This is a genomic window from Methylobacterium aerolatum, assembly GCF_022179085.1.
In the GTDB taxonomy this organism is placed as follows: Bacteria; Pseudomonadota; Alphaproteobacteria; order Rhizobiales; family Beijerinckiaceae; genus Methylobacterium; species Methylobacterium aerolatum.
Genome location: NZ_BPQE01000001.1, coordinates 1 through 20,681 on the forward strand (window position 1 = coordinate 1; position 20,681 = coordinate 20,681).

Sequence of the window (20,681 nt, forward strand, 5' to 3'; positions counted from 1 at the left end):
CCTCCCTCAGATCCACTGCCGGATGGGATCGACGACCGTCGGACTGCGCATGGCTTCTCTCCCTCACCGCCCGCCGGGGGCGTCGCCGGTGTCTCCCGGTCTCTGGACGCGATACCTCCCACACTCGGACCGATCCTGCCAATCGGCGGACGGCCGGGATTCGTGACTGATCCCGCCCGGCCTCAGCCGAGCCACGCGACCAGGGCCGAGACCGTCGCCACCGACACGATGTGCGAGACGAGGATCGCCCCCGAGGTCACGCCCGCCTGCAGCCCGTAGAGCTTGGCGATGGTGAAGGGGCCGGAGCCGATGGGCAGGGCGCTGAGCAGCACCGCCGCCCGCGCCCAGAGGGGCGGCACGGGGAAGACGGCGAAGACGAGGAGAGCCGTGACCGCCGGCTGGACCACGAGCTTCAGCACCACGAGGAGCGCGATCAGCCGCCGGTCGCCCCCCTGCGCCCGCTCCTGCGCCAGGAACAGGCCGATGCAGATCAGCGCGCAGGGCGAGGCCGCCCCGCCCAGAAGCTTCGCCGAGGTTTCGAGGGGCAGCGGCAGGGGCAGTCCCGTGAGCCCCACCGCGAGCCCGCAGAGGGGCGCGAGGAAGAGCGGGTTGCGCAGGAGGGCGAGCAGCACCCGCCGGACCGTGCTCGCCCGGTCGACGCCCCGGCGCAGGTCGAACTCCACCAGCGCGAGGACCGTCAGGAACAGGACGCAGGCGGTGAACAGCGTGGCGATCACCGCTGCCGGCAGCCCGTCGTGCCCGAAGACCAGCAGGCACAGGGGAATGCCCATGAAGCCGACGTTGCTGTAGCCGGCATCCAACCCCTCGATGCTGGCATCCGCAACGGAGGCGCCCCGCCGCCGTCCGAGCCCGTAGGCGATGGCGAAGGTCACCGCGATCCCCAGGGCGAAGGCCGCCGAGAAGCCGACCTGCCCGATCTCGGCGGGGGTGATCCCCGCCATGGTGGTGAAGATCAGCGCGGGCAGGGCGAGGTAGATGGCGAAGCGGTTGATGTTGTCCGTCGCCTCCCGGGTGAAGACGCCGAGGCGCCCGCACAGGAACCCCACCAGGATCAGCGCGAAGATCGGCAGCGCCGCGTTCAGGACCGCCTGCATCGCACCGTCCGGCAAGGGGGAGGGGGGCCGCCCCCCCGGCGGGGGCGGAGGAGCGCCGAGCCCTACACGATCCCCGCGGCCTGCGGAAACCGCCATCCCGGCCGCGGCACCGCCGGGATCTGTCAGGCCCCGGCCCTTCCCAACCCGGCCAATGCCCCACATCATACGGGCACCGGCCTCACAACGGGACCACCATGGATTTCACGATTCCCCCGCGCGTCGAGGCGTACCGCGCCCGTATCGCGGCCTTCGTCGAGCGTCACGTCATCCCCCTGGAGCGGGACCCGGCCGCCTATGACGGCCACGGCAACATCGCCCCGTCCGAGCTGGAGCGGCTGCGCGCGCTGGCGAAGGCGGAGGGGCTGTGGTGCCTCCAGCTCAAGCCCGAGACCGGCGGGGCGGGCCTCGACAAGGTCGGCATGGCGGTCTGCTACGAGGCGATGAACCGCTCGATCTTCGGGCCCGTCGTGTTCAACTCCGCCGCCCCCGACGACGGCAACATGATGGTGATGGAGAAGGTCGCGACGCCCGCGCAGAAGGCGCGCTGGCTCGATCCGATCGTGCGCGGCGAGGTCCGCTCGGCCTTCGCCATGACCGAGCCCCATCCCGGCGGCGGTTCCGACCCCGGCATGATCCAGACCCGGGCCGAGCGGCGGGGCGACCGCTACGTGGTCACCGGCCGCAAGTGGTACATCACCGGCGCCGAGGACGCGGCCCACTTCATCCTGATGGCGCGGACCTCGGACGACGCCCGCAAGGGCCTCACCGCCTTCCTGTTCCACCGGGACAGTCCCGGCTGGCACATCGTCCGCCGCATCCCCATCATGGGGCCGGAGGAGCATGGCGGCCATTGCGAGATCGCCTTCGAGGGGCTGGAGATCCCGGCCTCCGACGTGCTGATGAACGAGGGCGACGGGCTCAAGCTCACGCAGATCCGCCTCGGCCCCGCCCGCCTCACCCATTGCATGCGCTGGCTCGGCCTCTCCAAGCGCTGCGTCGAGATCGCCCGCGAATACGCCGCCGTGCGCCAGGGCTTCGGGGTGCGGCTGGCCGACCGGGAGAGCATCCAGCTCATGCTCGGCGACCTCGCCATGCGCATCGAGATCGGCCGCCTCCTCGTGGCCAAGGCCGCCTGGGCGCTGGACCGGGGCAGCTTCGCCCGCAAGGAGGTCTCCATGGCCAAGGTCCATGTGGCCAACCTCCTCCACGCGGCGGCCGACACGGCGATCCAGATCAACGGCGCGCGGGGCTACTCCACCGACACGCCGCTCGAATGGATCTACCGCTACGCCCGGCAGGCGCGCCTCGTGGACGGGGCCGACGAGGTCCACAAGATGGTGCTGAACCGGACCCTCGAGGCGGAGGGCGACGCGTTCTGGAGCTGGGACGCGGGGGAGTAGGCGCGCGATGGGCGGCATCTTCGATCTCACCGGCCGGCACGTGCTGGTCACCGGCGCGTCGAGCGGGCTCGGCCGCCACTTCGCCCTGATGCTGGGCAAAGCCGGCGCGACACTCACCCTCGGCGCCCGCCGGGCGGAGGCGCTGGCCGAGACCGTCGCCGCCGTCGAGGCGGAGGGCGGGCAGGCCCAGGCGGTGGTGATGGACGTGACCGACCGCGCGGGCATCGAGGCGGCCCTCGCCCGGGCGGAGGCCCGGTTCGGCCCGGTGCGGGTCCTCGTCAACAATGCCGGCATCACCGCCACGACCCCCACCCTCGACCTCGACGAGGAGGAGTGGGACGGCGTGCTCGACACCAACCTGAAGGGGGTGTTCCTCGTCGCCCAGGCCACGGCCAGGCGCATGGTCGCGGCCCGCACCGGCGGCAGCATCGTCAACGTCGCCTCGATCCTGGGCCTGCGGGTCGCCGGGGGGCTCGCCCCCTATGCGGCCTCGAAGGCGGCGGTCGTCCAGCTCACGAAGAGCATGGCCCTCGATTGGGCGCGCCACGGCATCCGGGTGAACGCCCTGGCGCCGGGCTACGTGCGCACCGACCTGAACGGGGCGTTCTTCGACTCCGAGCCGGGGAAGGCGCTGATCAGGCGCGTGCCCCAGCGCCGCCTCGGGGAGGCGGGTGAACTCGACGGGGCGCTGCTGCTGCTCGCCTCGGATGCCGGCAGCTACATGACCGGCTCCGTCCTCGCCGTCGACGGCGGCCACCTCGTGTCGGGGCTTTGACCATGGACGAGACGCGGCTCGGCGCGTGGATCGCCGGACGGCTCGGGGTGCCCGCCGTCACGATCGAGGAGAGCCAAGCCCTCGGCGGCGGCTCGATCCAGGAGAACCGCCTGCTGCGCTGCCGGATCGGGACGGGACGGCAGGCCGACGTCACCCGCGAGTTCGTCCTGCGCCGGGACGCGGCGGCGACCATCGCCTCCAGCCGCTCCCGGCAGGAGGAGTTCCGCCTGCTGGAGGCGGCCTTCGCCGCGGGCGTGCGGGTGCCCGAGCCCGTGGGCTTCTGCGACGACGTGGGGGTGATCGGCGCGCCCTTCGCCCTCATGGGGCGGGTCGACGGGGTCGGCCTCGGGCCGCGCATCGTCAAGGATCCGACGCTGGGCGGCGACCGGGAAAAGCTCGCCGAGGATCTCGGCCGGGAACTCGCCAGGATCCACGCGGTCCTTGATCCGCGCCGGGACCCGCCCCCGGACCTCGCCTTCCTCGGGCCGCCGGAGCCGGAACCCGCGAAGGCCGAGGTCGCGCGCCTGCGCGGGAGCCTCGACGGGATCGCGGCGGCGCGACCGGCCATCGAGTGGGGCCTGCGCTGGGCGGAGGTCATGGCCCCGCCCTGCGCCGGGCCGACCCTGGTCCACCGGGACTTCCGCACCGGCAACTACATGGTCGATGGGGCGGGGCTCACCGCGATCCTCGATTGGGAGTTCGCCGGCTGGGGCGATCCGGTGCAGGATCTCGGCTGGTTCTGCGCCGCCTGCTGGCGTTTCGGCCGGAAGGACCTGGAGGCGGGCGGCATCGGCTCCCGCGCGGCCTTCGAGCGGGGCTACGCGCTGGGCGGCGGGCGAAGCTTCACGGCGGAGGCGGTCGCCTATTGGGAGGTGATGGCGCATCTGCGCTGGGCGGTGATCGCCCTGGAGCAGGGCGCGCGCCACGTCTCGGGCCGGGAATTCTCCCTGGAGCTCGCCCTCACCGGGCGGATGGTGCCCGAACTGGAGCAGGCGATCCTGCGGGCCACCGCGCCCGCAACCTGGCGCTGACGGGGACTTGGACGATGCGTGACGAACCCTCCGGCGCCGCCCTGATCGAGGCCGCCCGCCGGGCGCTCACAGAAGAGGTCGTGCCCGCCCTCGCCGGCCGCCCCCGCTACGTGGCGCTGATGGTGGCGAATGCCCTCGGCATCGCCCTGCGGGAGATCGGCGAGGCGGAGGCGCTCGCGGACGCCGCCCGGGGCCCCGGCGCCGATGACGGCCTCGTCCGGGCGATCCGCGGGGGGCGCCACGATGCCGACCCCGCCCTCCACGCGGCCCTGACGGGTCAGGCCGACGTGGCCGCGCGGGTCTGGAAGGCGTCGGCGGGCTGACGCGGCGCCGGGGACGCCCGAGGGACGAGCCGGTCGCGGCGGTGACGCGGCCGAGGGGTCCGCGCGCGGATCAGACGAAGGCGGTCGATTCGAACTGGGCGATCCGGCTGCGGAAGAACTCGCTGCCCCACGATTCCGTCGCCTGCTTGTACGCCTGCTGGAGCATGTAGCGCACCAGCCGGACGTTCCGTGCCGGCTTGAGGAGGTGGGCGAAGTCCGGGTGGGCCTCGACGAAGGTCAGGTAGGGCTGGAAGGCCGGGCGGCCCCAGGGCGGGAACGGGCCGTCCCACGGGCGCGGACGCGACATGAAATGCACGATGCTCGGGGCGACGATGTCGTCGAGCTTCCGGCCGATGAAGAACGCCGGGTAGTTCCACCGGAAGGACGCGAGCGTCTGGTTGCCGTCCATCACGATGTTCAGAGCATCCTGATCGGGATAGAGGAAGTCGCTGACCTGCCGTCGGCCCATCACCTGAAGGCATTCCCGCGAGATGGCCCCCCAATCGCTGGAGCGGAACTTCATCACGCCGGTGTTGAAGTAAATCCGCTGGTTCCGGGGCGGGATACCGATCTTGTCGAAATAGGCCTTGCAGCCGTTGAGCGCCTTCGAGGGATGGTTGATCGTCATCGACATGATGTCGGGCACGGCGAGCAGGCTGCCCGCGCGCGGCTGCGCCGCCGCGAGGTCGCCGAGGTCGCCGACGAACTGGGTGTCGGCATCGGCGTAGGTCACGAAGTCGTAGCCGCGCCCGTCGAGCACGTCGCACAGGAACAGGCGCGCGCAGTACATCGGCAGGCCCTTCAGGAGGGACAGGGGGGCGACGACGACCTCGATGCCGTGCTCCCGCCCCACCCGGGCGGCGGCGCGCGTGACGTCGGTCTCCTCGCCGATGCAGACGACCAGGATGTCGTCGGCCCGCTCGTGCAGGTGCGAACGCAGCTGCGTCGCGCTGACCAGGGCGGGCAGGAGGTAACCTTCGTTGACGACGTAGCACCAACAGGACTTGGCCGTCGCGGTCATCGTGCGCCCCGCTTGATCCATGAGTGCGTCGCGACCTCCGGGCTCCCCACGGCGCTCGGATCCGGGTGCCGGGGCATCCGGCCCTCGCACGACCCCGCCGGGTCGCGGCCTTCGAGCGGGGCCCGGGCGGCGACGGCGGCGCAGCTTATAGCGATGAAAGTCGTCAGGTTCGAGCCCACAACACTGCCTTATGAGTGCCCAAACGACCGACCGGACACGGAAATTCTGGTTGTTCGGTTAAAGGCGCCGGGACTGCACAAGACACACGGCCGCGTCTCCCGGTATCGGGACACCCGCCGACACTCTCTCGTGGAATCGCCGGTGACGCCGTGTCCGGCGTCCCGCTCACCCCTTTCGGGGTCGGCGCCGTAGTATCTTTCAAGTGTCTTATGAATCACCCATGCGAGGGAGTCTATCGGTGCGGCGTACGGAATTGTTTGCCGCCGATGACAATCCGGATCAGATATTCTTTTCCTTCAGCACTTTGTCATCGAGATCGCGCGTCAACACATTCGATGGCTTGAGCCGCCCGCGCATCAGATCGACCAGCGCGACGACGTTGCCCTCCAGCCGGCCCCGGTGATCGACCCAGGGTTTGGGCGAGAGGGACTTCCAGAGGTTCGCCGAGATGTTGCGGCCGATCTGCACCAGGGCGCGGCGGGGCGACATGGTCCGCTTGCGGATGAGGTGGAAGGGATTGGCGACCTGGGAATAGCCGAGGCGCCGACCCGGCGTACGCCCGCGCTTCGAGCCGAGATGCACGCCCTGCAAGCGGTGGCTCCGGATCAGGCGCCCGCTGCCCGCGAGCCGCCGGCTGAAATCGACATCCTCCAGCCATCCGTAGAGGGGCAGGTCCTCGTCGAAGCGCACCGCCGTCTCGTTCACGGCGGAGAGCCTCACGGCCATGTTGCAGCCGTAGCCGTTGTAGATCGGCTCGATGCGCGGCGGCTGGGCCGAATCGAACGTCTCCGCGAGGATCCGGTGGGCGTCCGGTACGCTCAGGCCCGGCCCCACCGCGCCGTCCGCATGGACCACGCCGGAGGCGAGCACGATGCCGGGGTCGGCCGTGAAGACGGCGGAGAGTTCGGCGACGTAGGTCGGGGCGACGAAGAAGTCGTCGTCGAGGAACAGGACGACGCCCTCGCGCCGGTCGCAGAGGCGGTCGAGGATCGCGTTGCGCTGCAGGCAGGAGCCCTTGCGGGACTGCACGATGACGACGTCGAGGCCGAGGGCGCGGATCGCCTCCTCGTCCAGGTCGGCCGCCGAGGAGGGTGCGATGAAGACCGTCTTGGGGCGCTCCGTCTGCGTCGCCAGCAGCCCCAGCGTCTCCGTCAGGATTTCCCGGCGTCCCGCCGTGGCGATGGCGACGAAGACTGGCTGCTTCAACACTCGGCTCCCTTTGGAATCAACAGGATACGCAGCCAAACGAACCCGGTCGGAGCGCGCCTGCACCCGTCCGCTCGGCGGGCGAGCAGGCGAGTCATAGGCAGTTTGTGCGACAAATCAGAAAAGAGAGGACATTTGCACCACCGGAATGCGCATGCCAGCCATCATTTTTGATCAGTGGCAACCTGTTTAACGCTCAAACAGGTCAGCTGGTCCCGAGGGGGCGGCCCGTCAACCTGCAAAAGTTCGTGAGACGACTGACGGGATGCCGCACGCCCTGGGGCGGCAAGGCAACAGAATTGTGCGCGCCGCCCGGTCGCGGCGGGCGCGGGCGCGGGCGCCTCATCGCCCCGTCTCACCCCGTGCCGAGGGCCGCCCAGGCGCCGAGCAGCAGGGCGGCGACGAGCCCCCCCTGGATCAGGCAGGCGGTGCGGTAGAGGCGCAGCGCCCGGGCGATGTCGCCGGGCCCGGCCTCCCGGCGGCCGTCGCCCATCACGGCGTCGGGGACGAGGGTGCCGCCATAGACGCGCGGGCCGGCGAGGCTGAGGCCGAGGGCGCCGGCCATCGCGGCCTCCGGCCAGCCGGCGTTGGGGGAGCGGTGGCGCGGGGCGTCCCGCCGCATGGCCCGGAGGGCGGCCCCGGCCCCGTCCCCGTGGCACCACGCGGCGGCCGCGAGGAGCAGCCCGGCAAGGCGTGAGGCCGGGAGGTTCACGAGGTCGTCGAGGCGGGCGGAGGCCCAGCCGAAGTCCCCGTGGCGGGGCGTGCGGTGGCCGATCATGCTGTCGGCGGTGTTGATCGCCTTGTAGAGGGCGCCGCCGGGCAGGCCGAGGGCGCCGATCCAGACGGCGGGGGCGACGATCCCGTCGGAAAAGTTCTCGGCGAGGCTCTCGATGGCGGCCCGGCAGATCGCGGCCTCGTCGAGCCGGTCGGGGTCGCGCCCGACGATCATCGCCACCGCCCGGCGTCCCGCCTCCACGCCGCCGGTCGTGAGCGCGCGCTCGACGTCGGCCACGTGCCGGTCGAGGCTGCGCTGCGCGGGCAGGCTGGCGCAGGCGAGGCCGAGGAGCAGCAGGGCGGCGAGAGGGCCGGCGAGCCGGATCGCGAGCTCCGTGAGGAGCAGGGCGGGCAGGGCCGTGGCGAGGAGCAGGAGGGCGAGGGCGGCGCATCCGGCGAGCCGCCTGCGACGGGGCGAGCCGTGGTTCAGGCGGCGGTCCAGGGTTCCGATCAGCGCGCCGATCCAGGTGACAGGGTGGCCGACGGCCCTGTAGAGCCCGTCCGGATAGCCGGCCGCCGCCTCGATCCCGAGGGCGAGGACAAGGACGGCGAGCGTGTCGGGCGGATGCATTCTCTCTGGAACTCGGCTGTGCGCCCGGACGACATCGTCCACGGCGGCGATCTCGGGGCGTTCCGGCGGACCTTCCCGGCGGCGCCGGAGCCGTGGCTCGATCTCTCCACCGGGATCAACCCGGTCCCCTATCCCCTGCCGGCGATCGAGACCAGGGCCTGGACGCGCCTGCCCTCCGCCGAGGGCGACGCGGCCCTGCGCGCGGCCGCCGCCCGGGCCTACGGCGCGCCGGACGCCGCCCATGTGGTCCCGGCGCCCGGCACGCAGATCCTGATCGAGACCCTGCCGCGCCTCGTGGCGAGGACGCGCGTCGCCGTCGTCGGGCCGACCTACGCCGAGCACGCCGCGGCGTGGCGCCGGGCCGGGCACGCCGTGGAGACGGTGACGGACATCGCGGCGGTCGGCGACGCGGCGGTCGTGGTGCTGGTCGATCCGAACAACCCGGACGGGCGGACCCACGCCCTGAGGGACCGTCTGGCGCTCGCGGGCGCGATGGAGGGGCGGGGCGGGCTCCTCGTCGCGGACGAGGCCTTCTGCGACCTCGAGCCGGCGGAGAGCCTGTGCGCCCATCCGGGACCCGGCCTCGTGGTGCTGCGCTCCTTCGGCAAGACCTACGGGCTCGCGGGCCTGCGGCTCGGCTTCGCCGTCGCCGAGCCGGGTGTCGCGGCGCGGATCGCGGAGGCCCTCGGGCCCTGGTCGGTCTCCGGCCCGGCCCAGGCCGTCGGGGCCGCCGCGCTGGACGATGCGGCGTGGCGCGAGGCCGCGGCGCGGGAGCGGGGCGCCGAGGCCGCCCGACTCGACCGGATGATGATCCGGGCCGGAGGCCGCGTCGTCGGCGGCACGGTCCTGTTCCGCACCGCCGACTTCCCGGACGGGCCGGGCCTCTGGCGCCGCCTCGGCGAGGCGGGCATCGCCGTGCGGCGCTTCGCGGAGCGCCCCGAGCGCCTGCGCTTCGGCCTGCCGCCGGACAAGGAGGCGTGGTGCCGGCTGTCGCGCGTTCTCAAGGGTGGATAGCGAATAGGGTGCCGCGCGAGGCGGGGCGCATCGTGCTCCACCACCGAACGATTCGCGACTCCCTATTCGCCCAATTCTCCCGCTCGGCTAACCTTTCGCCGGCTTGCGGAAATCCCACACCGAGACCGCCACCGCGAGGCCGGAGCAGAGCAGGCCGACGGCGCAGACGCCCGGCCAGCCATAGGCCAGGAAGGCCCGCGAGCCCGCATAGGCCCCGAGGGAGGCGAAGGCGAAGAGCGTGGTGAACAGGACGGTGTTGATCCGTCCCCGCGCGCCCGCCACCAGGGCGTAGGCGCGGGTCTGGTTGGCGATCAGCGCGCTGTTGATCCCGATGTCGATGAGCAGCACCCCGATCGCGATGGCGACGAGCGACCACGAGCCCCCGGCCCACAGGATCAGGAAGGACAGGACCACGAGGAGGCTGCCGCCGAGCACCACGGGCCGCGCGCCCCGCTTGTCGGTGAAGCGGCCGGAGAGGGGCGCCACGATCGCGCCGCAGACGCCGATGACGCCGAACAGCCCGGCGCCGGCCGCGCTCAGCCCGAAGGCCGGGCCCTCGACCTGCAGGGCCAAGGTCGCCCAGAAGGCGTTGAAGCTCGCGAAGAGCAGCCCCTGCGACAGGCTCGCCGTCCGCAGCACCGGCTGGCTGCGGGCGAGGCCGATGATCGAGACCATCAGCGCCCGGTAGCGCAGGCGCTGGGTCTGCGGCGTGTGCGGCAGGGTGGCCGCCGCGACGCCCGCCATCGCCAGGGCGACCCCCGAGGCGACGAGGAAGACGGGGCGCCAGCCGAGATGCGCGCCGAGGAAGCCGCTCACCGTGCGGGCGAGCAGGATGCCGGTGAACAGCCCGGTCATCACCTGGCCGACGATCCGGCCGCGAGTCGCGTCGGGGGCGAGTTCGGCGGCGAAGGGCACCGCCTGCTGCGCCGCCGAGGCCAGCACGCCCACGAGGAGGTGAGCCAGCGCCAGCATGACGAGGTTGCCGCTCAGGCCGACGGCGAGCAGGGCCAGCGCCATGGCGAGGCATTGCAGCACGATGAGGCGGCGGCGGGGCAGGGCATCGCCCAGCGGCACCAGGGCCACGATGCCGAGGCCGTAGCCGACCAGGGCGGTGGTGGGCACCCACAGGGCCGCCCCCTCGCCGAACTCGGCCACGATCAGGCCGAGAAGGGGTTGATTGTAATAGATGTTGGCGACGGCGCCCCCCGCGATCAGGGTCAGGCCGAGACGGGCCTTCCCGTCGAGGGGTGCGGGGGAGGAGGAGGCGGACAGGACAGGCTCTCGCGGTCGGATGACGGGATCTGTGCGGTGCGCGGAATGTCCCGGATCCGGGGGCTCGGCAACCGGCAGGGCCGCATGGCCGCACCCCGCCCCGCGCCCACTGCAACTCGGGCGGGCTGTCCCCATATCAATTCCTCGCGCCGCGCGAGATGGCGCGGCATGAGGCTTGGATAGCGAACCTGCGCCCCTGGCGTCCGGGCCTCCGATGATCCTACGATCGGGGGCGCCTATCCGTTCCCTTCAAGGAGTCGCGGGAACTGCAGTCGAGGAGCACGGAATGCCAAACTACCGGATCGATTTCGCCAAGGAGATCCTCGGGGTGCCGTTCACGATCGGCTCCGTGGAAATCCAGCGCGCGCGCGATCCCGTGCGGGCCCGGCGCGCGGCCGAGTTGCGCTTCGCCCGTCAGCACGGCGTGAGCGACTGGCGCGAGCGGGCGGACCTCGCCCTGATGGCGGCGCGCTCCTGACGGGGCACGCGACCGGCGGGCGGCGCAAGCCCCCGGCGGTCAAGGCAAGCCCCCGGCGGGCGACGCAAGCCTCCGGGCCGCGGTTCCGCACTCCACCGGAGACGGGATTCGGGCGTCCGTCATCCCCTTCGGACAAAAATGCTCTAGCTTCCCCGGTACGCCGCGCGCAGGGCCGGCGACGGGACGGATGGGAGTCAGGCGGGGGCGATGGCGGCGATCTCCTTCTTCGGCGACCTGCTGCAGACCATCAGCGACCGGGGCCGCGATCTTGTGGGCCTCGGGCGAGGCGATCTGGCGGGCCGGGCCGGCGCATCCGAACTCGCCCGTCTGTGCGACGACCTCATCTCCCGCCGGGGCGAGGCTTCCGGCGTCGCCCTGGCCAGGGCCATCCTCGATCGCTACGCCGGCCTCGCCACCCCGGAGCGGCACGCCTTCCTGAAGGCGATCGCCGTCGATTTCGGCGCGGACCACCGGGCCGTCGATGCGGCGATCAGCGCCTACCTCGCCGCCCCGAGCCGCGCCCGCCTCGGCACCCTCCACGAGGCCGCCGAGGCCCGCAGCCAGGAACTGATCCGCCGCCTCAACCTCGCCGGCGGCGGGACGCTGAGCCTCGTGCGGATGCGCGAGGACCTGTTCGACCTGCGCCGCGACCTCCGCAAGGAGGCACGGGACGGCCAGTCCGACCCCGTCCTCCTCGACGCCGCCGACAGCCTCGATTCGGATTTCGAGCACCTGTTCGCCTCGTGGTTCAACCGTGGCTTCCTGGTGCTGCGCCACATCGACTGGACGACGCCCGCGCACATCCTCGAAAAGATCATCCGCTACGAGGCGGTGCACGCCATCGCCGACTGGGACGACCTGCGCGCGCGGATCGAGCCGCCGGACCGGCGCTGCTTCGCCTTCTTCCACCCGGCGCTGGCGGACGAGCCGCTGATCTTCGTGGAGGTGGCGCTCACCGACGCCATCGCCCCGGCCATCGCGCCGATCCTCTCGAAGGACCGCAAGCCCCTGGCGCCGCGGGCGGCGACCACGGCGATCTTCTACTCCATCTCGAACTGCCAGAAGGGGCTGGCGGGCGTGACCTTCGGCAACTTCCTGATCAAGCAGGTGGTGGAGGACCTCGCCCGCGAGATCCCGAGCCTGAAGACCTTCGTCACCCTGTCCCCCGTGCCGGGCTTCTCGGCGTGGCTCGCCCGCGAGCGCCGGGCGGACAGCCCGCAGGGCCTCGTGCCCGAGGACATCGAGGCCCTGCGCGGCCTCGACATCCCCGGTTGGCAAGAGGACAAGGCCCTGTCCGAGACGGTGCGCAAGGCGCTGATCCCGGCGGCGGCGGCCTATTTCCTCCGGGCCAAGAACGAACGCGGGCGGCCCCTCGACCCGGTGGCGCGGTTCCATCTCGGCAACGGCGCCCGGCTGGAGCGCATCAACTTCCTCGGCGACGTCTCGTCCAAGGGTCTGAGCCAGTCGCATGGGCTGATGGTCAACTACCTCTACGACCTCGGCGCGATCGAGAAGAATCACGAGACCTACGCGAACCTCGGCACGGTGGCGGCCTCCTCCGCCGTGAGCCGCGAATTGCGGGCGAAGCTCCCGCCGCCCCGGGCCGTGGCGCTGGCCGACGCGTGAGGCGCGCCGGCTCCCCCGCGCTCCAGGGCGTTCCGCAACGGGGGTGAGTTCGCCTCCGGCGGGGCCTTTCCCTCAGCCGGACAACGGCTTGCCGCCCGAAAGGGCTCGCAGGAGGCGGGCGGGGCGGCTAATGAGGCGGGAAAGACGCCAGTCGCTCACCTTCGGCCCCCTGATGACGAACCACCTCTTCTCCCTCGTCCGTCGCGGCATCTCCGATTTCGCCAAGGACCCCGCCAAGACGGTCATCGAGACCCACGAGGGCACGCGGTTCTCCTATTCCGACCTCCTCGCCCGGTCCGGAGCCTACGCCGCCGCCCTCGTCGCGGCGGGCGTCGCGCCGGGGGACCGGGTGGCCGTCCAGGCGGAGAAGAGCGCGGAGTTCGTCTTCCTTTATCTCGGCGCCGTGCGGGCGGGGGCGGTGTTCCTGCCGCTGAACACCGCCTACACCCCGGCGGAGATCGGCTACTTCCTGGGCGACGCCGCACCGACGGTGTTTGTCTGCGATCCCGGCAAGCGCGAGGCGCTGGGCACGGCGACCGCCTCCGTCCGCCACGTCTGGACCCTCGACGGGGCGGGCAAGGGCAGCGCCGCCGATGCGGCGGACGGGCAGGACGGCGCGGCCTTCGCCGACGTGCCGAGGGGGCCGGAGGATCTGGCCGCGATCCTCTACACATCGGGGACCACCGGTCGCTCGAAGGGCGCCATGCTGAGCCACGACAACCTCGCCTCCAACGCGCTGGTGATGGTCGAGGCTTGGCGCTTCACCGCCGACGACGTGCTGATCCACGCCCTGCCGGTGTTCCACACCCACGGCCTGTTCGTGGCGACGAACACCGTGCTCGCGAGCGGCGGGACGATGCTGTTCCTGCCCCGGCTCGATGTGAAGGCGATCCTGGAGCGGATGCCGCGGGCGACGGCCATGATGGGCGTGCCGACCTTCTACACCCGCCTGCTCAAGGAGCCGGGCCTGACGAAGGAGGTCGCCCGCACCATCCGCCTGTTCACCTCCGGCTCGGCGCCGCTGCTGGCCGAGACCCACCGGGAATGGCAGGCCCGGACCGGCCACGCCATCCTCGAACGCTACGGCATGACCGAGACCAACATGAGCACCTCGAACCCCTATGACGGGGAGCGGATCGCCGGGACGGTAGGCTTCCCCCTGCCGGGCGTCGACCTGCGGGTGGTCGATCCCGAGACGGGGGCGCCCCTTGGCCCGGACGAGGTCGGCATGATCGAGGTGAAGGGCGCCAACGTGTTCAAGGGTTACTGGCGGATGCCCGAGAAGACGGCCGCCGAGTTCAAGCCGGACGGGTTCTTCATCACCGGCGACCTCGGCAAGGTCGACGGCAAAGGCTACGTCCACATCGTCGGGCGGGGCAAGGACCTGATCATCTCGGGCGGCTTCAACGTCTATCCGAAGGAGGTCGAGACCGAGATCGACGGCCTCGACGGCATCGTCGAGTCGGCGGTGATCGGCCTGCCCCATCCCGATTTCGGCGAGGCCGTGACCGCGGTGGTGGTCGGCGGGGCGGGCGCCCCGGACGAGGCCGCCGTCGTGGCCGACCTCGAAGGGCGGCTCGCCAAGTTCAAGTGCCCCAAGCGCGTCCTGTTCGTGGACGAGCTGCCGCGCAACACCATGGGCAAGGTGCAGAAGAACCTGCTGAGGGACGAGTACAAGGGGTTGTTCGGGGGCGCGTGATCCCGCGCCCCGCCATCTTCGCAAGCGTCGGCTGGCCTTCGGAAGCCGATCAGAGATTATGCTCGCGCCGCTCGCCCTGCGGCGGCGTCTCGTCGGCGCCCGTCGCCTTGCGGACCACCTCGTTCAGGTTGTCGGAGTCGAGGGCGGACTGGACGAACTCCCGGCCCCGGTGGGTCATCTCCCGGGCGTAGCGCAGACCCTGGTCCCGAACCTCGTCGGCGTAGGGGCCGAGGTTGCGGTCCTCCTGCCGGGTCCGGGGCAGCAGCGCCCCCAGGAGCAGGCCGGCGGCGACGCCGACCACGCCCACGAGGAGCGGGTTGTCGTCCACGAACCGCTCGACGGTGGTGCGGCCCCGCTGGAGACCCTCGAGGCCCTGCACGGTGAGGTCGTCGAGGCGGCGCATGTTGCGGCGGTGCAGTTCGCCCGCCCGCTCCCGTGCCTCGTCGTAGACGGCGCCGGCGCGCTCGCGGGCCTGATCCGCCGAGCCTCCGAGCCGGTCGTGGACCTCGTCCGCCAGACCCGAGAGGCGCTCCCGCGCCCGGTCCGCGAGGTCGGAGGCCGTGCCGGAGGCGGAGGACCGGGGGCGGGGGTCGTGCAGCCCCTCGGGATCGGGCCGCAGGCTCATGTCGTCGGCACGACCGGCGGGATGCAGCGGGTCGGCGAGACCGTGCGGGTCGGGCCGCAGGGTGTGGTCGCCCGCGGCGGCGGGGGCCGCGTCGGAGTGGAGCGGATCACCCGCCTTGGAGCCGGACGTGTCGGTCATGATCGTGTCCTTACGCTTGTGCGGGGCCTCCGCCCGGAGGGGGCCGGACGGTCGGGTGAGCGCTGCCGCGGGGCGGGGCTCGGAGTTCGGTCTCGCTTAGAGCTCGGTCTTGGCCACCGGATCGTGGGTCGGGCGGGCCGCCGGGGCGTCGGGATCGTAGTCGCGCACCGCGTCGGTGGTCAGGGTGTCCACCCGGGCCGCCGACAGGTGGGTGCGGCGACGCTCCGCCTCCTTGCCCATCCGGCTGAACAGCATGCCGACGCCGGCCGCGATCAGCAGCACCGGCACGGGGTTGCGCCGCACGGCGTCGAGGACGGTGTCGTAGGTGTTGGCGAGCTGCGGCACGCGCCGGGCGTTCCCGAGCATCTCGTCCACGAGGTTCGGGACGGAGAGGCGACCCTGGATCTGGTCGATCGTCTCGTCGAGACGGGCGCGGCTCTCCTCGATCTCGCGCTCGAGGTCGTTCATCGAACTCATGACGGCTTTCTCATCCGGAGACGCGTTCGGACAGGGCCTGGGCGTCCTGTCGAACCTGACGGGTGGTGCGGGTCGGCGCGAGGGTCGAGAGCGAGAGCACGCTCCGGGCCCACAGGGCCATGCCGACGGCGAGGACGACGAGGGTGCCGCCGACGATCAGGGCCGCGAGCCATTCCGAGCCGACCACGGTGGCGAGCCATTTCACGAAGGCGTCGATCAGCACCAGCAGCGCGACGACGGCGAAGACCGCCGCGCCGATCATGCAGGCGAGCCCGAGGACGAGTTGCCGGACGTTGCCCGCCATCTCCGCCCGGAACAGGGCGATCTCCTTGCGGGCGAGGTCGTTGGTCTCGCGCAGGGCGTCGCCGATCAGGCTCTGGATGCTGGAGGCCGCCTGGCGCGGATCGGAACCTTGGCTCATGGTTCAGGCCCTGAAGCTGTCGCGGGGGTCGCCGACGGTGCCGTGCTCGTCCACGGTGTTCGACGACTTGATAAAGCGGGCCGCGAGCAGCCCGACCATGAAGGTCCCGACCGCCACCGCCACGGGCGCCCGCCGGGCGAAGGACTCGGCCTCGCCGTAGAAGTCGGCGAGGCTGCGGCGTTCGATCGAGGTGCCGAGGGTCTCCAGCCCGTCCGCCGCGCTGTCGAAGAAGGCGCGCACATGCGGCTTGTCGGCCATGTCCCGGCCGGAGCCCCGGAGCGAGCGCGCGAGGTCCTGCACGGACTGGGCGGCCTCGCCCTTGCGCCGCTCCACGTAATCCTGGGCCTGCAGCCGGGCCGCGTCGAGGAGGCCGCGCCCCTGCTCCGCCGCGACCCCGGCGAGGTTCTCGACGTCGCCCTGGAGGCCGCGCCACTCGGCCTTCACCCGCTCGCCCTCGCGGCCGGTCTCGCCGGCGGTCTCTCCAGCCGCGCCCTGCGGCGAATCGTGCGGGAATTCGGGTCCGGCCATCGTGACGATACTCCTCGTGCCGCGGGCTCCCGCGACGGCTGAGTAACCGGCTCAGCCTGCGACAGTTCCTCGCTTGTCGCGCGGAAAGCCGCCCCTTTCCATGCCACCGGGGGAGGGGGTGGCATGAGCGATGCTCCTGGGTGCGGTGCCTCGCCCATGCTTGACCTGCACCGAGCTTCGCGCTTGGGTTGACGGCGTTAAGGATCGCGCCTCAGTCCTGCGCGTTCTACACACGGTATCTGTGCGTCGGCGCGGGCTTTTCGCGCCAGGAACGGGAGCCCACCCGCGTGGCACGCCTTGTGATCGTATCGAACCGCGTGGCGGTCCCGGAGGAGGGCGGCAAGGCCGTCGCGGCGGGCGGTCTGGCGGTGGCGGTCAAGGAGGCGTTCAGCGCCTACGAGGGTCTGTGGTTCGGCTGGAGCGGGCGGATCACCGAGGAGCCCTCCGAGGAGCCGACGCTCATCGACCGGGGCCGGGTGCAGTACGCCGTCGTCGATCTCTCCCCCCGGGACCACGCGGAATACTATGCCGGCTTCGCGAACCGCGCCCTCTGGCCGATCATGCATTACCGGCTTGGTCTGGGCGCCTTCTCGCGCTCGGACTATTCCGGCTACAGCCGGGTGAACCGCACCTTCGCGCGGGCGCTCGCCAAGCTCGTGGAGCCCGAGGACATCATCTGGGTCCACGACTACCACCTGCTGCCGCTGGCCGCCGAGCTGCGCGGCCTCGGCCTCGACAACCCGATCGGCTACTTCCACCACATCCCGTGGCCGGCGGCAGACGTGTTCAACTCCCTGCCCGCGAGCGGCGAGTTGCTGCGCGCCATCGTCGATTACGACCTGATCGGCCTGCAGACCGACCCGGACGTGCAGAACCTGCAGCGCAACCTCATCGACTCGCTCCGGGCCATTCCCCTGGGCGGCGGCTCCCTGATGGTCGACGGGCGGCGCACCCGGATCAAGAGCTTCCCCATCGGCATCGACGTGGCGGGCTTCCAGGAGGCGGCCGACAAGGCCTCCACCAACAAGGTGGTGCGCGAGACCATGGCGGGCCTGCGCACCCGCAAGCTGCTGATCGGCGTGGACCGGCTCGACTATTCCAAGGGCGTGCCCGAGCGGATGGAGGCGGTGGAGAGCTTCTTCGCCTCCAATCCCGACCAGCGCGGCAACGTCACCTACATCCAGATCACCCCGAAATCCCGCAGCGAGGTACCGGAATACGAGCAACTCGCCCGCGAGGTGAACGAGAAGGTGGGCGAGATCAACGGCTCGCTGGGCGATCCGGCCTGGACGCCGATCCAGTACATCACCAAGGCGTATCCCCGCCCCGTCCTCGCGGGTCTCTACCGCACGGCCCGGGTCGGCCTCGTCACGCCGATGCGCGACGGGATGAACCTCGTGGCCAAGGAGTACGTCGTTGCGCAGGGGGAGGACGACCCCGGCGTGCTGGTGCTCTCGAAGTTCGCGGGCGCGGCGCGGCAACTGCCCGAGGCCCTGCTGGTGAACCCCTACGACCGCTTCGAGGTGGCCGAGGCGATCCGCATGGCGCTCTACATGCCCAAGGCCGAGCGCGTGGCCCGCTGGCGCCCCATGGCCGAGCGCATGGCCCGCGAGGACGTGGATTGGTGGGCGCGCAACTTCCTGGCGGAGCTCGAAGCCTTCCGCACCACGGAGCGCGAACCTCCGACCACCGCGGCGGCGGCAGAATAGCCATCCCCCAGACCGGACCTCTCCCATGATCGCCGTCGATGACGGGGTGCCGGCCCCCCTCGGCGCCCATTTCGACGGGCGCGGGGTCAACTTCGCCCTGTTCTCCGAACACGCGACCGCGGTGGACCTGTGCCTGTTCGAGCCGGGCGAGCGGCACGAGACCCGCACCGTCCGCCTGCCCTGCCGCACGGACGACGTCTGGCACGGCTACCTCCGGGGCGTGCTGCCGGGCCAGCTCTACGGCTACCGGGTCCACGGCCCCTGGGACCCGGCCCGGGGCCACCGCTTCAACGCCTCGAAGCTCGTCCTCGACCCCTATGCGCGGGAGATCCGGGGCCGGATCCGCTGGCACGACGCCCTCTACAGCCACCGCCGGAGCCTGACCCGGCCGGACCGGATCGACCGCCGCGACAGCGCCGTCTACGTGCCGCGCGGTGTCGTCACCGCCCCCGACGTGCCCGACCTCGCCCTCACCCCGGTGCGCCGCCCCCTCGCCGAGACGGTGATCTACGAGGCGCACGTCAAGGCGCTAACCCGGACCCATCCCGACATCCCCGAGCAGGAGCGGGGCACCTACGGCGCAATGGCCCATCCGGCGATCATCGAGCATCTCGTGAAGCTCGGCGTCACCGCCCTGGAACTGCTGCCGATCCAGACCTTCGCGGACGACCGGTTCCTGACGGACAAGGGCCTCGTGAACTTCTGGGGCTACCAGCCCTACAACTACTTCGCCCCCGATCCCCGCTACCTGGGGGAGGGCGGGATCGGCAGCCTGAAGGCGGCGATCCGCGAACTCAACGCCGCCGGCATCGAGACCTGGCTCGACGTGGTCTATAACCACACCGCCGAGGGCGACCTCACCGGCCCGACCCTGAGCTTCCGCGGGATCGACAACGCGAGCTACTACAAGGCCGACCCCGCCGACCCGGGCAAGGCGCTCGACTGCACCGGCTGCGGCAACACCCTCGACGTCAGCCATCCCCGCGTGATGCAGATGGCGCTCGATTCCCTGCGCCACTGGGTCTCCGCCTACGGCATCGCCGGCTTCCGCTTCGACCTCGCCTCCAGCCTCGGCCGCTCGCCCGTGGACTTCACCCCCCGCGCCGCCTTCTTCCAGGCGGTGGCGCAGGATCCCGTGCTCGCCCGGGTGAAGATGGTGGCCGAGCCGTGGGACATCGGCATGGGCGGCTACCAGCTCGGCGGCTACCCGCGGGGCTGGAGCGAGTGGAACGACCGCTTTCGCGATGCCACACGCGGCTTCTGGCGGGGTGATTCCGGCACGCTCGCCAAGCTCACCCAGGGTCTCACCGGCTCGCGCGAGACCTTCGCCGCCTCCGGCCGCTCGCCGCTGGCCAGCATCAACTTCATCGCCAGCCACGACGGCTTCACCCTGGCCGACGTGGTCTCCTACGAGGAGAAGCACAACCACGCCAACGGCGAGGACAACCGCGACGGCCACGGCCACAACGTCAGCCGCAACTACGGCGTCGAGGGCGACACCGACGACCCCGCGGTGCTGGCGCTCCGCGCCCGCCAGAAGCGCAACATGCTGGCGACGGTCCTCCTCGCGCAGGGCGTGCCGATGCTGCTCATGGGCGACGAGCGCTCGCGCTCGCAGGGCGGCAACAACAACGCCTACGCCCAGGACAACCCGACGAGCTGGATGGACTGGACGAGCGACCCCGATCCGAGCCTGACGGACTTCGTCGCCCGCCTCGTCGCCTTCCGCCGGGCGCAGCCGGCGCTGCGCCGCCGGGCCTTCTTCACGGGTGAACTGATCGACCCCGAGGAGCCCCTGCGCGACGTCCACTGGCTGAGCGCGGACGGCTGCGAGATGACGGGCGCCCAGTGGGGCGACGACGGGCTGCGGGTCTTCGGCATGCAGATCGGCAACGACCGGACCGAGGCCGACCGGCTGTTGATCCTGTTCAATGCCGGGGAGGAGGCCATCCCCTTCCGCCTCGCCCCGATCGTCGGCGGCCCCTGGCTCCCGGCCCTCGACACCACGAGGCCCACCGGCGCCCCGCCCCCGGACGCGCCCGCCATCCCGGCCGTGGGCACCGTCTCCCTGCCGGGACGCTCGGTGCAGGTGCTCACCGCCTCGGGGGCCTTCGTTGGGCCGGCGGGCGTGTCGTAAGCCGCTCCGCCCTCTCGGACGACGCTCCCCTCGTCTCAGCCATGCGTCCGGCGGCATCCCCTTCTCCGTCTCGCGCGCTACGTGTGGCACGCGGGAACCGGATTATCTCCGGCGCCTTCTCCACCATGGCACGCAGCGGCCCCGCTTCGTGGCGGTTTCCG

19 protein-coding genes are annotated in these 20,681 nt (G+C 71.8%); 10 read left to right on the forward strand and 9 right to left on the reverse strand.

The window, feature by feature from the left end:
• Positions 1-182: 182 nt before the first annotated feature.
• Entirely contained in the window at positions 183-1,115 is a 933-nt protein-coding gene (locus MFF06_RS00005; protein ID WP_238200922.1) for an AEC family transporter, read from the reverse strand.
• 194 nt (positions 1,116-1,309) lie between these two features.
• Here MFF06_RS00005 and MFF06_RS00010 point away from each other — a divergent pair, with 194 nt between their 5' ends.
• The 4 genes from MFF06_RS00010 to MFF06_RS00025 are packed head-to-tail and all read left to right on the forward strand — an operon-like array spanning position 1,310 to position 4,644.
• Complete coding sequence (locus MFF06_RS00010; protein ID WP_238200923.1) at positions 1,310-2,515, forward strand: acyl-CoA dehydrogenase family protein; 1,206 nt, start codon at positions 1,310-1,312, stop codon at positions 2,513-2,515.
• A 7-nt stretch (positions 2,516-2,522) separates the two neighbouring features.
• Entirely contained in the window at positions 2,523-3,290 is a 768-nt protein-coding gene (locus MFF06_RS00015; RefSeq protein ID WP_238200924.1) for an SDR family NAD(P)-dependent oxidoreductase, read from the forward strand.
• Positions 3,291-3,292: 2 nt separating this feature from the next.
• The gene (locus MFF06_RS00020) at positions 3,293-4,321 is read left to right on the forward strand and encodes a phosphotransferase family protein (RefSeq protein WP_238200925.1); all 1,029 of its coding nucleotides are present in this window, start codon (positions 3,293-3,295) and stop codon (positions 4,319-4,321) included.
• A 14-nt stretch (positions 4,322-4,335) separates the two neighbouring features.
• Positions 4,336-4,644, forward strand: a complete 309-nt coding sequence (locus tag MFF06_RS00025) for a DUF6285 domain-containing protein (protein WP_238200926.1) — start codon at positions 4,336-4,338, stop codon at positions 4,642-4,644.
• A gap of 70 nt (positions 4,645-4,714) precedes the next feature.
• Here MFF06_RS00025 and MFF06_RS00030 read toward each other — a convergent pair whose 3' ends face one another.
• The 3 genes from MFF06_RS00030 to cbiB all read right to left on the reverse strand — a co-directional run bounded on the left by MFF06_RS00030 (position 4,715) and on the right by cbiB (position 8,396).
• A complete protein-coding gene (locus MFF06_RS00030; protein WP_238200927.1) occupies positions 4,715-5,665 on the reverse strand; it encodes a glycosyltransferase family 8 protein in 951 nt (316 codons plus the stop codon).
• Positions 5,666-6,124: 459 nt separating this feature from the next.
• Complete coding sequence (locus tag MFF06_RS00035; RefSeq protein ID WP_238200928.1) at positions 6,125-7,051, reverse strand: glycosyltransferase family 2 protein; 927 nt, start codon at positions 7,049-7,051, stop codon at positions 6,125-6,127.
• A gap of 355 nt (positions 7,052-7,406) precedes the next feature.
• Positions 7,407-8,396 carry an adenosylcobinamide-phosphate synthase CbiB gene (gene cbiB, locus MFF06_RS00040; RefSeq protein WP_238200929.1) on the reverse strand — a complete coding sequence of 330 codons (990 nt, stop codon included), beginning with the start codon at positions 8,394-8,396 and terminating at the stop codon, positions 7,407-7,409.
• On the opposite strand from cbiB, the gene cobD reads away from it, so the two are divergent.
• A complete protein-coding gene (gene cobD / locus MFF06_RS00045; protein ID WP_238200930.1) occupies positions 8,391-9,410 on the forward strand; it encodes a threonine-phosphate decarboxylase CobD in 1,020 nt (339 codons plus the stop codon). The two genes, cbiB and cobD, sit on opposite strands and share 6 nt — an antisense overlap.
• 87 nt (positions 9,411-9,497) lie before the next feature.
• On the opposite strand, the gene MFF06_RS00050 is transcribed toward cobD, so the two are convergent.
• Positions 9,498-10,817: an MFS transporter gene (locus MFF06_RS00050; protein ID WP_238200931.1), complete on the reverse strand. Its 1,320-nt coding sequence runs from the start codon at positions 10,815-10,817 to the stop codon at positions 9,498-9,500.
• Positions 10,818-10,968: 151 nt separating this feature from the next.
• Here MFF06_RS00050 and MFF06_RS00055 point away from each other — a divergent pair, with 151 nt between their 5' ends.
• From MFF06_RS00055 to MFF06_RS00065, 3 genes are all read left to right on the forward strand, one after another.
• The gene (locus MFF06_RS00055) at positions 10,969-11,160 is read left to right on the forward strand and encodes a hypothetical protein (RefSeq protein WP_238200932.1); all 192 of its coding nucleotides are present in this window, start codon (positions 10,969-10,971) and stop codon (positions 11,158-11,160) included.
• 207 nt (positions 11,161-11,367) lie between these two features.
• Positions 11,368-12,786, forward strand: coding sequence for a malonyl-CoA decarboxylase (locus MFF06_RS00060; RefSeq protein ID WP_238200933.1), 1,419 nt, complete (start codon positions 11,368-11,370; stop codon positions 12,784-12,786).
• 172 nt (positions 12,787-12,958) lie between these two features.
• Positions 12,959-14,485: a malonate--CoA ligase gene (locus tag MFF06_RS00065; protein ID WP_238201009.1), complete on the forward strand. Its 1,527-nt coding sequence runs from the start codon at positions 12,959-12,961 to the stop codon at positions 14,483-14,485.
• Between the two features lie 49 nt (positions 14,486-14,534).
• On the opposite strand, the gene MFF06_RS00070 is transcribed toward MFF06_RS00065, so the two are convergent.
• The 4 genes from MFF06_RS00070 to MFF06_RS00085 form a co-directional block, all read right to left on the reverse strand.
• Positions 14,535-15,248, reverse strand: coding sequence for a hypothetical protein (locus MFF06_RS00070; RefSeq protein WP_238200934.1), 714 nt, complete (start codon positions 15,246-15,248; stop codon positions 14,535-14,537).
• Between the two features lie 96 nt (positions 15,249-15,344).
• On the reverse strand, positions 15,345-15,716 hold the full coding sequence (locus tag MFF06_RS00075) for a DUF3618 domain-containing protein (protein ID WP_238201010.1): 372 nt from the start codon (positions 15,714-15,716) through the stop codon (positions 15,345-15,347).
• 19 nt (positions 15,717-15,735) lie between these two features.
• On the reverse strand, positions 15,736-16,146 hold the full coding sequence (locus MFF06_RS00080) for a phage holin family protein (RefSeq protein ID WP_238200935.1): 411 nt from the start codon (positions 16,144-16,146) through the stop codon (positions 15,736-15,738).
• A gap of 3 nt (positions 16,147-16,149) precedes the next feature.
• Positions 16,150-16,674 carry a hypothetical protein gene (locus tag MFF06_RS00085; RefSeq protein ID WP_238200936.1) on the reverse strand — a complete coding sequence of 175 codons (525 nt, stop codon included), beginning with the start codon at positions 16,672-16,674 and terminating at the stop codon, positions 16,150-16,152.
• A gap of 287 nt (positions 16,675-16,961) precedes the next feature.
• Here MFF06_RS00085 and MFF06_RS00090 point away from each other — a divergent pair, with 287 nt between their 5' ends.
• Both MFF06_RS00090 and glgX read left to right on the forward strand, forming a co-directional pair.
• The gene (locus MFF06_RS00090) at positions 16,962-18,383 is read left to right on the forward strand and encodes an alpha,alpha-trehalose-phosphate synthase (UDP-forming) (protein ID WP_238200937.1); all 1,422 of its coding nucleotides are present in this window, start codon (positions 16,962-16,964) and stop codon (positions 18,381-18,383) included.
• A gap of 25 nt (positions 18,384-18,408) precedes the next feature.
• Entirely contained in the window at positions 18,409-20,520 is a 2,112-nt protein-coding gene (gene glgX, locus MFF06_RS00095; RefSeq protein ID WP_238200938.1) for a glycogen debranching protein GlgX, read from the forward strand.
• Positions 20,521-20,681 lie beyond the last annotated feature (161 nt).

Coding starts and splice junctions, on each gene's coding strand:
- MFF06_RS00085 (WP_238200936.1), bottom strand. CDS start 16,674: ATGGCCGGACCCGAATTCCCGCACGATTCGCCGCAGGGCGCGGCTGGA.
- cbiB (WP_238200929.1), bottom strand. CDS start 8,396: ATGCATCCGCCCGACACGCTCGCCGTCCTTGTCCTCGCCCTCGGGATC.
- MFF06_RS00015 (WP_238200924.1), top strand. CDS start 2,523: ATGGGCGGCATCTTCGATCTCACCGGCCGGCACGTGCTGGTCACCGGC.
- MFF06_RS00025 (WP_238200926.1), top strand. CDS start 4,336: ATGCGTGACGAACCCTCCGGCGCCGCCCTGATCGAGGCCGCCCGCCGG.
- MFF06_RS00055 (WP_238200932.1), top strand. CDS start 10,969: ATGCCAAACTACCGGATCGATTTCGCCAAGGAGATCCTCGGGGTGCCG.
- MFF06_RS00050 (WP_238200931.1), bottom strand. CDS start 10,817: ATGGGGACAGCCCGCCCGAGTTGCAGTGGGCGCGGGGCGGGGTGCGGC.
- MFF06_RS00020 (WP_238200925.1), top strand. CDS start 3,293: ATGGACGAGACGCGGCTCGGCGCGTGGATCGCCGGACGGCTCGGGGTG.
- MFF06_RS00080 (WP_238200935.1), bottom strand. CDS start 16,146: ATGAGCCAAGGTTCCGATCCGCGCCAGGCGGCCTCCAGCATCCAGAGC.
- cobD (WP_238200930.1), top strand. CDS start 8,391: ATGCATTCTCTCTGGAACTCGGCTGTGCGCCCGGACGACATCGTCCAC.
- MFF06_RS00010 (WP_238200923.1), top strand. CDS start 1,310: ATGGATTTCACGATTCCCCCGCGCGTCGAGGCGTACCGCGCCCGTATC.
- MFF06_RS00065 (WP_238201009.1), top strand. CDS start 12,959: ATGACGAACCACCTCTTCTCCCTCGTCCGTCGCGGCATCTCCGATTTC.
- MFF06_RS00060 (WP_238200933.1), top strand. CDS start 11,368: ATGGCGGCGATCTCCTTCTTCGGCGACCTGCTGCAGACCATCAGCGAC.
- MFF06_RS00030 (WP_238200927.1), bottom strand. CDS start 5,665: ATGACCGCGACGGCCAAGTCCTGTTGGTGCTACGTCGTCAACGAAGGT.
- MFF06_RS00070 (WP_238200934.1), bottom strand. CDS start 15,248: ATGACCGACACGTCCGGCTCCAAGGCGGGTGATCCGCTCCACTCCGAC.
- glgX (WP_238200938.1), top strand. CDS start 18,409: ATGATCGCCGTCGATGACGGGGTGCCGGCCCCCCTCGGCGCCCATTTC.
- MFF06_RS00005 (WP_238200922.1), bottom strand. CDS start 1,115: ATGCAGGCGGTCCTGAACGCGGCGCTGCCGATCTTCGCGCTGATCCTG.
- MFF06_RS00075 (WP_238201010.1), bottom strand. CDS start 15,716: ATGAACGACCTCGAGCGCGAGATCGAGGAGAGCCGCGCCCGTCTCGAC.